The following is an 11,820-nucleotide window of genomic DNA, read 5'->3' as shown; positions in this document are numbered from 1 at the left end:
GTGACCCGCACCGAACCCCCGCGCTTCACCGGCGCCGCCCAGCCCTACGGCGGCGGCGACCCCTACGCCGACTACCGCACCGCCGACTTCCCCTTCGCCCACCGCACCCATCTCACCGACCGCAGGCTCGGCGCCTCCGTCCTCGCCGCCAACGACGAGTTCTTCGCCGAACGCGAGAACCTGCTCCTGCCGCACCCGGCGGTCTTCGAGCCCGAGCGCTTCGGGCACAAGGGCAAGATCATGGACGGCTGGGAGACCCGGCGCCGGCGCGGCGAGGGCGCCGACCGGCCCTGGCCCGAGGCGGACGCGCACGACTGGGCCCTGGTCAGGCTCGGGGTGCCGGGGGTCGTGCACGGACTCGTGGTGGACACCGCCCACTTCCGCGGCAACCATCCGCACGCCGTCGCCGTGGAGGCAACCAGCGCCGAGGGCACCCCGGGCCCCGCGGAACTGCTCGCCCCCGAGACGGCCTGGACCGCCCTGGTCCCGCCTACCGAGGTCGGCGGCCACGCGGCCAACGGCTTCCCCGTGGAGGTGCCCCGCCGCTTCACCCATCTGCGGCTGCGGCAGTTCCCCGACGGCGGCGTGGCCCGGCTGCGGGCCTACGGCGAGGCGGTGCCCGACCCCGGCTGGCTGCTCGCCCTCGGCACCTTCGACGTGCTCGCCCTGGAGAACGGCGGCCGGGTCGAGGACGCCTCGGACCGCTTCTACTCGCCGCCCGCGCACACCCTGATGCCCGGCCGCTCCCAGCGGATGGACGAGGGCTGGGAGACCCGGCGCCGCCGCGACCGGGGCCACGACTGGATCCGCTACCGCCTCGCCGCCGAGTCCCTGGTGCGCGGGGTGGAGATCGACACCGCGTATCTGAAGGGCAACTCCGCGGGCTGGGCGGCGCTCTCGCTGCGCTCCGGCGAGGGCGGCGACTGGCACGAGGTGCTGCCGCGCACCCGCCTCCAGCCCGACACCTGCCACCGCTTCCTCCTCGACGCCCCCGCCCCGGCAGGCCACGCCCGGCTGGACATCTTCCCCGACGGAGGCATCTCCCGGCTGCGCCTCCTCGGCACACCCACCCCGGAGGGCGCCCGCCGACTCCGCGCGCGCTACGAGGAGTCGACCGGCTGACGCGAGCCGCCAGCCGGGGGCCCGCCCCTTCGCGAGAGGAGGTTCGGATCCCTTGCGGCCCCCTCGTAGCCCCCTCGCGAGGAGAGCCACCCCCCCGGCTTCCGGGACCCGGACACCCCCGGCCCCTCCCCGGGAGAGCCGCAGCCCGCACCCGCCCCACGCCGCATGCCCCCGTCCACCGTGATCTCGGCACCGGTGAGACAGGCGCCGCCCGGGCCGGGCACCCGCAGCGCCATGCCGCCTTCCGGCGCGGCGCAGATCCCCCGCCCCGCCACCGATGATTCCGTGGCCGGAGCGCAGTCGTACTGGGGGAAGGGCCACCACCGAGGGCGCCCCGTCACGAGAGGGAACCGTCATGAAGATCAGCCTCACCGCCTTCGTCAGCCTCGACGGCGTGCACCAGGCGCCGGGCGGCCCCGAGGAGGACACCAGCGGCGGATTCACCCAGGGCGGCTGGTCCGTGCCGTACGGGGACGAGGACTTCGGCCGTTTCATGACCGAGGTCTTCGACCGCGCCGAGGCCTTCCTCCTGGGCCGCAGGACCTACGAGATCTTCGCCGCCCACTGGCCCCGGGTCACCGACCCCGCCGATCCGGTGGCCGGCAAGCTGAACAAGCTGCCCAAGTACGTCGCCTCCACCACCCTGGCCTCGGCGGACTGGGCCCACACCACGGTGCTCGGCGAGGACGTCCCGGAGCGGGTGGGGCAGCTCAAGTCCCGGCCCGGCGGGGAACTCCAGGTGCACGGCAGCGCCCGGCTCGCCCAGACCCTGCTCGCCCACGGGCTGGTGGACACCCTGCACCTGCTGGTCTTCCCGGTCGTCCTCGGCTCCGGCCGCACCCTGTTCGGCGCTGGCGCCCTGCCCACCGCCTTCACACTCGACGGGGTCCGCACCACGAGTACGGGCGTGGTGATCCACACCTACGAGGCCGCCGGACGCCCCGAGTACGGCACCTACGCACTGGACCCCGAGACGAGCTGACCCGCGCCCGCGCCACCCCGCGTGGGGCCCCTGCGCCGGCTGGGGCGGAGGTGAACCCGCCCTGGCCCACCTGGGGGAAGCGTCGTCACCGAGTCGTGAACGTACGGAAAACACCGGCGACTTGGCGTTGACACCGGCCTCTCTACGCGCGTCATGCTAGGAGGCATGCGAACCCCCACACGCGTATTCAGCGCCTCCGTCCTCGCCGCCGGGCTCCTCCTCGGCGGTTCCGTCACCGCCGCGAGCGCCGCCGCGCCCGCCCCGTCCGCCACCCTGTCGATCGCCGCCGTCGGCGACATCTGCCTCTCGGACCTGCCCGCCGAGGCCCACGAGACCCTGGACCTGATCGACCAGGGCGGGCCCTACCCCTACCCGCAGGACGGCACCGTCTTCCAGAACCGCGAGGGCATCCTCCCCGCCCAGGACAGCGGCTACTACCACGAGTACACCGTCGAGACGCCGGGCTCCGACGACCGCGGTGCCCGCCGCATCGTCACCGGCGAGGCCACCGACGAGGACTACTACACCGCCGACCACTACGAGTCCTTCGACCTGGTCGACCACGACTGCTGATCCCACCGCCGCGCCCCGGTACCCCCCACGGTGCCGGGGCGCCCGCATGCCCGGGCGGACCTCCTAGTCGCCCCAGCCGTCCCCGTCCTCGCCGTCCTCGCTGTCCCCGTCCTTCTCCTCGCCCGTGCCGCCCTTGCCGCCCTTGGCCCCCTTGCCACTCGGCGCGCCGTCGCCGCCCTCCTCGGCGGGCAGGCTCTCGGCCGCCGCGAACAGGGCGATCGCCAGCGCGACCAGGGCGCTGCTCACATAGACCTCGTAGCCGTCGAAGAACCCGATCCGCTGGACCAGGCCCCAGCCGTCGAACCATCCGGACCACTCGTGCACCAGGCCGCCGGTGCCCTGGACGAAGGCGAGGAATCCACACACCTCAAGAAGCTTCTTCACGCCGCCCATCGTGGCCGCCGCGCCCGCCCGGATCATCGGCCGCCGGACGGTCCGGGCCGCGACTTCCGGCCGCCCGGTACGGGTCCGTCCGCGACCAAAGTCGATGCCGCCGCCACTTTGGTAGCCGCCGGGGCGCACCGGGCCGCCGGGCGGGGCGGCCCTGCGTACATTTGTCGACCATGGACAAGGAGCGGAGCACCGGGGCGTGGGCGGTGCCGGAGTACCGGTGGCTGCTGCCGTCGGCGGTGACCCGGGAACTCGACCCCGACCGGGGGGAGCGCTCGCCGCGCCGGACGCTGCGCGACTGGCTGGTCGACTTCACCTTCTTCTTCGTCGCGGTGGGCATCGGCCTGTCCGTCGCCGACACGATGCCCCAGGAGGAGAACCTCCCGCACGCGCTCGGCGTGGCCGACCAGCTGCTCGGCGCCCTGTCCTGCGGGGCGGTCTGGCTGCGCAGGCGCTGGCCGGTGGGGCTCGCGGTGGCGATGCTCCTCGTCGGCCTGGTCTCCAACACCTCGGGCGGCGCCGTGATCGTCGCCTACTTCAGCCTGGCCGTGCACCGGCCCTTCAAGTACGTCGCCGCCATCTGCGGCACCTACCTCGCCACCCTGCCGGTGTTCTTCCTGGTCCGCCCGGACCCCGAACTGCCCTACCTCGCCGCCATCGTCCTCACCGTGGCCCTGGTCTCCGCGGTCGTCGGCTGGGGCATGTTCGTACGCTCCCGGCGGCAGCTGATGATGAGCCTGCGGGACCGCGCCCGGCGCGCCGAGACCGAGGCGGAGCTGCGCGCGGAGCAGGCGCAGCGGCTCGCCCGCGAGGCCATCGCCCGGGAGATGCACGATGTGCTCGCCCACCGGCTCACCCTGCTCAGCGTGCACGCGGGCGCCATGGAGTTCCGGCCCGACGCCCCCGCGGCGGAGATCGGCCGCGCCGCCGGGGTCATCCGGGAGAGCGCCCACGAGGCGCTGCAGGACCTGCGCGAGATCATCGGGGTGCTGCGGGCCGGGGAGGGCGAGGACTCCGGGCGCCCGCAGCCCACCCTCGCCGCGCTCGGCGCCCTGGTCGCCGAGTCCCGGGAGGCCGGTACGGAGGTGGCGCTCGACTACCGCGTCGACGAGACCGGGGGCGTGCCCGCCTCGCTCGGCCGCACCGCCTACCGGATCGTGCAGGAGGGCCTCACCAACGCCCGCAAGCACGCGCCGGGCGCCCCGGTCGGGGTACGGGTGGCGGGCGCCCCGGGCGAGGGCCTCACCGTGGAGGTCCGCAACCCCGCCCCGCCCGGCGAGGTGCCCGCGGTCCCCGGCTCCGGGCAGGGTCTGATCGGCATCGCCGAGCGCGCCCACCTGGCCGGCGGCACCATCACCCACGGCAAGGATCCGCGCGGCGGCTTCACGGTCAGCGCCCGGCTGCCCTGGGCGGGCGGGAATGCCTGAGGACCCTCCCGCCGGGCGGCCCGGCCCCCGCCGCCCGGCAGCGCGACCGACCGCACCGACCGCCCCCGGACCCTGGATAGCGTGCACCCATGACTGAGATCCGGCTGCTGCTCGTCGACGACGACCCCCTGGTCCGCGCGGGCCTGTCCTTCATGATCGGCGGGGCCGAGGACATCGAGATCGTGGGCGAGGCGGCCGACGGCAGCGAGGTGGCGGCGCTGGTGGAGCGCACCCAGCCCGATGTGGTCCTGATGGACATCCGGATGCCGACGGTGGACGGACTGACCGCCACCGAGCGGCTGCGCACCCGCGGGCAGGCCCCCGAGGTGGTCGTCCTGACCACTTTCCACGCCGACGAGCAGGTGCTGCGCGCCCTGCGCGCGGGCGCGGCCGGCTTCGTCCTCAAGGACACCCCGCCCGCCGAGATCATCGAGGCGGTACGCCGGGTCGCGGCCGGGGACCCGGTCCTCTCGCCCGCGGTCACCCGGCAGTTGGTCTCCCAGGCGGTGCGCGGCCAGGACACCCGCAAGGCCCGGGCGGTGGAGCGGCTCGGCCTGCTCAACGCCCGGGAGCGCGAGGTCGCGGTGGCGGTCGGCCGGGGGAGCACCAACGCGGAGATCGCCGCCGCGCTCTACATGAGCGTGGCGACGGTCAAGACGCATGTCTCGCGCGTCCTGACCAAGCTGGACCTCAACAACCGGGTCCAGATCGCCCTCCTGGTCCACGACGCGGGCGTCCTCGACCGGCTCGACTGAACCGCCGCCGCCGAACAGGCCTCCCCTGTACGGCGGTTGGCCGGATTTCTGCCTCTGTCGGGTCTTTGTTCCGGCGACCGGCCGTGCCAGTCTGAGGTGTCACCGAGTCTCCGGGGCCCCGGTCGGCTCTTCGGCCTTCCCGGACTCTCCGGACTCTCCGGCTTTCCGGACGAGGTGCTCACCCCGGCCCAGGGCCGCTGTCCGGGCGGCCGCGAAAGGACACCGTGCCCTTTGCAGTCGACGCCGATCTCCTCGCCCTGGGGGAGGACTTCCTCCGCGACCCCTTCCCGGTCTACGCCGCCCTGCGCGCCCGGGGCCCCGTCCACCGCATCCGGATGCCCGAGGGTGCCGAGGCCTGGCTGGTCGTCGGGCACGAGGAGGGCCGGGCCGCCCTCGCCGACCCGCGCCTGTCCAAGGAGTGGGCGAGCGCCGGCGCGCACCTGCCGGTGAAGGCGATCGCCTCCGGGCGCTCCCTGCTGAGCAGCGACCCGCCGGACCACACCCGGCTACGGGCCCTGCTGACAAGGGAGTTCACCCCGCGCCGGGTCGCCGCGCTCGCCCCGCGCATCCAGGAGATGACCGACGCCCTGCTCGACACCATGCTCGCCGCGCCCGACCGCCGGGCCGACCTGGTGGACGCGCTCTCCTTCCCGCTGCCGCTCGGCGTGATCTGCGAACTCCTCGGCGTACCGGGCCTGGACCGGGAGCCCTTCCGCCGCTGGTCGAACGCCGCCGTCTCCGGGCTCACCGCCGAGGAGCGCGAACCGGCCACCGCGAGCATGCGGGCGTATCTGACACAACTCATCGCGGACAAGCGCGCGTCGGGCGGCGACGACCTGCTGAGCGCGCTGATCCGGACCAGCGACGAGGACGGAGACCGGCTCAGCGGCCACGAACTCCTCGGCATGGCCTGGATCCTGCTGGTCGCGGGCCACGAGACCACCGTCAACCTGATCTCCAACGGCGTCCTCGCCCTGCTCACCCACCCCGAGCAACTGGCCGCCCTGCGCGCCGACTTCGACGGACTCCTGGACCGGACGGTGGAGGAGGTGCTGCGCTACGAGGGCCCCGTGGAGACCCCGACCTACCGCTTCACCACCGAGCCCTTCGACATCGGCGGCACCACCCTCCCCGGCGGCGGCGAACTCGTCCTGATCGCCCTCGCCGACGCCAACCGCGACCCGCGCAGATTCGAGGACCCGGCCCGCTTCGACATCCACCGCGACCCCCGCGGCCACCTCGCCTTCGGCCACGGCATCCACTACTGCCTCGGCGCCCCGCTCGCCCGCCTGGAGGCGCGGATCGTCCTCCGCTCCCTCCTGGAGCGCTGCCCCGCCCTCACCCTGGACACCGCCCTCAACCGGCTCGACTGGCGTACGGGCATGCTGATCCGGGGTCCCGAGAGGCTTCCGGTGCGCTGGTGAGAGCGCGGCCGGGGACGGTGCCGGTCGGGCCGCCGAGTGCGGGGCCGCGGTCCGGTCCGCCTCAGGACTCGGGGATCTCCGCCAGCGGCACCGGCCGCCGCTCCGCGCGGGAGCGCTCGCAGGCCTCCGCGATGCGCAGGGCGTGCAGCGCCTCGCGGCCGTCGCAGGGGTTGGCCCGCCCCTCGCGCACCACCTCGACGAAGGCGGTGAGTTCGGCCTCGTAGGCCGGGGCGAACCGCTCCAGGAATCCCGGCCAGGGCTTGTCGGCGGGCGGCGGTCCGGCCGGTTCGGTGGAGGCGATCGGGGTGCGGTCGTCGAGGCCCACCGCGATCTGGTCGGCCTCCCCGGCCAGTTCCATCCGTACGTCGTAGCCCGCGCCGTTGCAGCGGGTCGCGGTCGCGGTGGCCAGGGTGCCGTCGTCGAGGGTGAGCAGGGCGGCGGCGGTGTCCACGTCACCGGCCTCGCGGAAGAGGGCGCCGCCCGCGTCGGAGCCGTAGGCGAAGACCTCGGTGACCTCGCGGTCCGTCACCCAGCGCAGGATGTCGAAGTCGTGGACCAGGCAGTCCCGGAACAGGCCGCCGGAGAGCGGGAGATAGGCCGCGGGCGGCGGCGCCGGGTCCGAGGTGATCGCCCGGACGGTGTGCAGCCGGCCGAGCCTGCCCTCGCCGACCGCCTCGCGCGCCGCCGTGTACCCGGCGTCGAAGCGCCGCTGGAAGCCCATCTGCAGCACGGTCCCGGCCTCGTCCACCTCGCGCAGCGCGGCCAGGGTGCCCGGCAGGTCCAGGGCGATCGGCTTCTCGCAGAAGACCGGAAGCCCGGCCCGGGCCGCGCGGCCGATCAGCTCGGCGTGCGCCGCGGTCGCCGCGGTCACCACCACCGCGTCCACGCCCCAGGAGAAGATCTCGTCGGTGCCGGGCGCCGCCGTACCGCCCACCCGGTCGGCGAGCGCGCGGGCCCTCGCCGGTTCCGCGTCGGTGACCAGCAGGGAGCCCACCTGGTGGTTGCGGCTCAGAGAGGCGGCGTGGAAAGTGCCGATACGGCCCGCTCCGATGAGTCCGATGCGCATGGCTCCCAACCTGGACCGAACCCCCTGCCCTGTCAACACTTTGTCCTGACAATCGAACTTCCGTACTTCCGATGGCCCCCGGCCGGGACTACGCTCACCGCGTGCCCAGTCCAGAAGGGGATCCGACCGCGAGCCTCCGGCTCGGCGTGGACCGCAACAGCCCGGTCCCGCTGTACTTCCAGCTGTCCCGGCAGCTCGAATCCGCCATCGCCCAGGGCTCGTTGACGCCGGGCAGCCTGCTCGGCAACGAGATCGACCTCGCCGCCCGGCTCGGCCTCTCCCGGCCCACCGTCCGCCAGGCCATCCAGGCCCTGGTCGACAAGGGGCTCCTGGTGCGCCGCCGCGGCGTCGGCACCCAGGTCGTGCAGAGCCAGGTCCGCCGCCCGCTCGAACTCAGCAGCCTCTACGAGGACCTGCACACCGCCGGACGCGGCCCCGAGACCCGGGTGCTCTCCAACGCCCTGGTGCCCGCCTCGCCGGAGGCCGCCGCCGCGCTCGGTGTCGCGGCGGGCGAGGAGGTCCGCCGGGTCGAGCGGCTGCGCCTCGCGGACGGCGAACCCCTCGCGTACCTGTGCAACCACCTGCCCGCCCGGCTGCCCGGACTCGACGACGCCGGGCTGCGCGAGGGCAGCCTCTACGCCCTGCTGCGCGGCGCGGGCGTCACCCTGCACAGCGCCCGGCAGCGCATCGGCGCCCGTACCGCCACCCGCACCGAGGGCGCCCTGCTCGGCGAGTCCGCCCGCGCCCCGCTCCTGACCATGGAGCGCACCGCCTTCGACGACACCGGGCGGCCCGTCGAGTTCGGCGCCCACCTCTTCCGCGCCTCCCGCTACTCCTTCGACTTCCAGCTCCTCGTACGGCCCTGATTCCGGCCCCTCGTACCGCCCTGGGGGATTCGCGCCCGGAGCGCGCCGCCGGGTTCCGACAAAGTCATTGACTGGCGGTACGGGCCCCGCTACAACTCCTCCAGCCACCGAGCAGCCGGGCCACCGTCCGGGACCTGCGCGGCGGCCCCGGCCGGCGGTCGGTGATACTGGGGCGTTCGCGGTGGCAGCGCCGCGGCAGGACAGCGGTACTGCGAGGAGGACACGGCGTCGTGGCAAGGGTTCGGACAGGGGTACGTGCGGTCGGTGCCGTGCTGGTGATGGCGCTCGGGGTCTCGCTCGCGGGATGCAGCAGCACCGGCGGCAAGAAGGCCGAGGACGCCCGCAAGGCCGCGGCCGCGGGCGGCAAATCGGCGGTGAACACGCCCCGCTGGACCATCGCCATGGTCACCCACTCCGGCGACGGCGACACCTTCTGGGACATCGTGCAGAAGGGCGCCGAGCAGGCCGCCGTCAAGGACAACATCAAGTTCCTCTACTCGCACAACGACGAGGCCCAGCAGCAGGCCCAGCTCGTCGACGCCGCGGTGGACAAGAAGGTCGACGGCCTGATCGTCTCGCTGGCCAAGCCGGACGCCATGAAGGCCGCCGTCGCCCGCGCGGTCAAGGCCGGCATCCCGGTGATCACCGTGAACTCCGGCTCCGCCGAGTCGAAGAAGTTCGGCGCCCTCAGCCACATCGGCCAGGACGAGACCGTCGCCGGGCGCGCGGTGGGCGAGGAGCTGAACAAGCGCGGCCGCAAGAAGGCCCTGTGCATCCTGCACGAGCAGGGCAACGTCGGCCACGAGCAGCGCTGCGACGGCGCCAAGGAGAGCTTCGACGGCAAGATGCAGAACCTCTACGTCGACGGCACCAACATGCCCGACGTCCAGGCCGCCATCGAGGCCAAGCTCCAGTCCGACGACTCCCTGGACGCGGTGGTCACCCTCGGCGCGCCCTTCGCCGACACCGCGGTCAAGGCCAAGGACAGCGCGGGCAGCAAGGCCGAGATCGACACCTTCGACCTCAACGAGGCGGTGGCCACCGGACTCAAGAGCGGCAAGCTCGGCTTCGCCGTCGACCAGCAGCCCTACCTCCAGGGCTACCAGGCCGTCGACCTGCTGTGGCTCTACCGCTACAACGCCGACGTCCTCGGCGGCGGCCAGCCGGTGCTGACCGGCCCCCAGGTCGTCACCGAGAAGGACGCCGACGAACTGCTCGACTACGCGGAGCGGGGCACTCGATGACCGCGACCGTCCAGAAGACGGCGGACGAACGGCTCGTCGAGACCTCCGCCCTGCGCAAGCTGCTCGGCAGGCCGGAACTCGGCTCCGTGGTCGGCGCGGTGGCGGTCTTCGCCTTCTTCGTCGTCTTCGCCGACAGCTTCCTGCGCGCCTCCAGCCTCGCCACCGTGCTCTACGCGGCCTCCACCCTCGGCATCATGGCGGTGCCGGTGGCACTGCTCATGATCGGCGGCGAGTTCGACCTCTCCGCGGGCGTCCTGGTGACCAGCTCGGCGCTGATCTCCTCGATGTTCAGCTACCAGATGACCGCGAACGTCTGGGTCGGCGTCGGCGTCTCGCTGCTCGCCACGCTCGCCATCGGCGTCTTCAACGGCGTGATGCTGACCCGTACCCAGCTGCCCAGCTTCATCATCACGCTCGGCACCTTCCTCATGCTCACCGGCATGAACCTCGGCTTCACCAAGCTGATCAGCGGCACCGTCTCCACCAAGAAGATCTCCGACATGGAGGGCTTCGCCAGCGCCCACGACCTCTTCGCCTCGACGCTCACCCTCGGCGACGTCGACTTCAAGGTCACCATCCTGTGGTGGTTCGGCCTGGTCGCGGTCGCCACCTGGATCCTGCTGCGCACCCGCGCCGGCAACTGGATCTTCGCCTGCGGCGGCAACAAGGAGGCCGCCCGCGCGGTCGGCGTGCCCGTCACGGCCACCAAGATCGGCCTCTACATGGGCGTCGGCCTCGGCGCCTGGATCGCGGGCCAGCACCTGCTCTTCTCCTTCGACACCGTCCAGTCCGGCGAGGGCGTCGGCAACGAGCTGATCTACATCATCGCGGCCGTCATCGGCGGCTGCCTGATCACCGGCGGCTACGGCTCCGCGGTCGGCTCGGCCGTCGGCGCCCTGATCTTCGGCATGACCAGCAAGGGCATCGTCTACGCCGAGTGGGACCCGGACTGGTTCAAGTTCTTCCTCGGGGCGATGCTGCTCCTGGCGACCCTGCTCAACCACTGGGTCCGCAAGCGTGCGGAGGCGAGCAAGTGAGTACCGCGAAGACCCCCGCCCCGGCCTCCGGCGAGCCGCAGCCGCTCGTGGAGCTGGACGACGTCAGCAAGTTCTACGGCAACATCCGCGCCCTCGAAGGGGTCTCCCTGGAGGTGCACGCGGGCGAGATCTCCTGCGTGCTCGGCGACAACGGCGCGGGCAAGTCCACCCTCATCAAGATCATCTCGGGGCTGCACCGGCACGACGCCGGAACCCTGCGCATCGAGGGCGAGGACACCTCGCTCTCCTCCCCGCGCGAGGCCCTGGACCGCGGCATCGCCACGGTCTACCAGGACCTCGCCGTGGTCCCGCTGATGCCGGTCTGGCGCAACTTCTTCCTCGGCTCGGAGCCCACCCGCGGCAAGGGCCCGCTGAAGCGGCTCGACGTGGCGCGGATGCGCGAGACCACCCGTACCGAGCTGCTGCGCATGGGCATCGACCTGCGCGATGTCGACCAGCCCATCGGCACCCTCTCCGGCGGCGAGCGCCAGTGCGTGGCCATCGCCCGCGCGGTCTACTTCGGCGCCAAGGTCCTGGTCCTCGACGAGCCCACCGCCGCCCTCGGCGTCAAGCAGTCCGGGGTCGTCCTGAAGTACGTGGCCGCCGCCCGGGACGCCGGACTCGGTGTCGTCCTGATCACCCACAACCCGCACCACGCCTACCTGGTCGGGGACCGCTTCGTGCTGCTCAAGCGGGGCGCGATGACCGGCAGCCACCTGCGCGCCGACATCACCCTGGACGAGCTGACCCGGCAGATGGCGGGCGGCAACGAGCTGGAGGACCTGCGCCACGAACTGGAGCGGGCGCCGGTCCCCACCCACCTGGGCGGGCACCCGGCGAAGGCCGCCGAGGACACCGGGAAGACCGAGGGCAACGGGGAGTAGGGCACCGGGCGGGGAGTGGGCGGGGGATGGGGCGGCGGCCGGGCGGGACC

Annotated in this window: 12 protein-coding genes; 10 read left to right on the top strand and 2 right to left on the bottom strand. The window is 73.4% G+C overall.

Going from position 1 to position 11,820, the window contains the following annotated elements; genetic code table 11:
• The 3 genes from alc (at position 1) to MID12_RS01920 (ending at position 2,677) form a co-directional block, all read left to right on the top strand.
• A complete protein-coding gene (gene alc, locus MID12_RS01930) occupies positions 1 to 1,122 on the top strand; it encodes an allantoicase (protein WP_040246322.1) in 1,122 nt (373 codons plus the stop codon).
• A 355-nt stretch (positions 1,123 to 1,477) separates the two neighbouring features.
• Positions 1,478 to 2,104, top strand: a complete 627-nt coding sequence (locus MID12_RS01925; protein ID WP_040246319.1) for a dihydrofolate reductase family protein — start codon at positions 1,478 to 1,480, stop codon at positions 2,102 to 2,104.
• A 165-nt stretch (positions 2,105 to 2,269) separates the two neighbouring features.
• Positions 2,270 to 2,677, top strand: a complete 408-nt coding sequence (locus tag MID12_RS01920; RefSeq protein WP_040246318.1) for a ribonuclease domain-containing protein — start codon at positions 2,270 to 2,272, stop codon at positions 2,675 to 2,677.
• A gap of 63 nt (positions 2,678 to 2,740) precedes the next feature.
• On the opposite strand, the gene MID12_RS32235 is transcribed toward MID12_RS01920, so the two are convergent.
• Positions 2,741 to 3,061, bottom strand: a complete 321-nt coding sequence (locus MID12_RS32235; RefSeq protein ID WP_317633358.1) for a hypothetical protein — start codon at positions 3,059 to 3,061, stop codon at positions 2,741 to 2,743.
• A 179-nt stretch (positions 3,062 to 3,240) separates the two neighbouring features.
• Here MID12_RS32235 and MID12_RS01910 point away from each other — a divergent pair, with 179 nt between their 5' ends.
• From MID12_RS01910 to MID12_RS01900, 3 genes are all read left to right on the top strand, one after another.
• Entirely contained in the window at positions 3,241 to 4,494 is a 1,254-nt protein-coding gene (locus MID12_RS01910; protein WP_040246316.1) for a sensor histidine kinase, read from the top strand.
• Between the two features lie 89 nt (positions 4,495 to 4,583).
• Complete coding sequence (locus MID12_RS01905) at positions 4,584 to 5,249, top strand: response regulator (RefSeq protein ID WP_263164456.1); 666 nt, start codon at positions 4,584 to 4,586, stop codon at positions 5,247 to 5,249.
• A gap of 224 nt (positions 5,250 to 5,473) precedes the next feature.
• Complete coding sequence (locus MID12_RS01900) at positions 5,474 to 6,673, top strand: cytochrome P450 family protein (protein ID WP_263164455.1); 1,200 nt, start codon at positions 5,474 to 5,476, stop codon at positions 6,671 to 6,673.
• 61 nt (positions 6,674 to 6,734) lie between these two features.
• Here MID12_RS01900 and MID12_RS01895 read toward each other — a convergent pair whose 3' ends face one another.
• Positions 6,735 to 7,739, bottom strand: coding sequence for a Gfo/Idh/MocA family oxidoreductase (locus tag MID12_RS01895; RefSeq protein ID WP_263164453.1), 1,005 nt, complete (start codon positions 7,737 to 7,739; stop codon positions 6,735 to 6,737).
• Positions 7,740 to 7,810: 71 nt separating this feature from the next.
• Here MID12_RS01895 and MID12_RS01890 point away from each other — a divergent pair, with 71 nt between their 5' ends.
• The 4 genes from MID12_RS01890 (at position 7,811) to MID12_RS01875 (ending at position 11,770) form a co-directional block, all read left to right on the top strand.
• The gene (locus MID12_RS01890) at positions 7,811 to 8,605 is read left to right on the top strand and encodes a GntR family transcriptional regulator (protein WP_078844684.1); all 795 of its coding nucleotides are present in this window, start codon (positions 7,811 to 7,813) and stop codon (positions 8,603 to 8,605) included.
• A gap of 230 nt (positions 8,606 to 8,835) precedes the next feature.
• Positions 8,836 to 9,849, top strand: a complete 1,014-nt coding sequence (locus MID12_RS01885; RefSeq protein ID WP_411576893.1) for a sugar ABC transporter substrate-binding protein — start codon at positions 8,836 to 8,838, stop codon at positions 9,847 to 9,849.
• A complete protein-coding gene (locus MID12_RS01880) occupies positions 9,846 to 10,886 on the top strand; it encodes an ABC transporter permease (protein ID WP_040246306.1) in 1,041 nt (346 codons plus the stop codon). The genes MID12_RS01885 and MID12_RS01880 overlap by 4 nt, the downstream gene beginning before the upstream one ends.
• A complete protein-coding gene (locus MID12_RS01875; RefSeq protein ID WP_040246305.1) occupies positions 10,883 to 11,770 on the top strand; it encodes an ATP-binding cassette domain-containing protein in 888 nt (295 codons plus the stop codon). Before MID12_RS01880 ends, MID12_RS01875 begins: the two co-directional genes overlap by 4 nt.
• Positions 11,771 to 11,820: the final 50 nt, after the last annotated feature.

The organism is Streptomyces sp. SCSIO ZS0520, assembly GCF_025643355.1.
Lineage (GTDB): Bacteria > Actinomycetota > Actinomycetes > Streptomycetales > Streptomycetaceae > Streptomyces > Streptomyces physcomitrii.
Note: the sequence above shows the minus strand (reverse complement) of the source record. Positions and strands in the feature narration are given on the sequence as shown.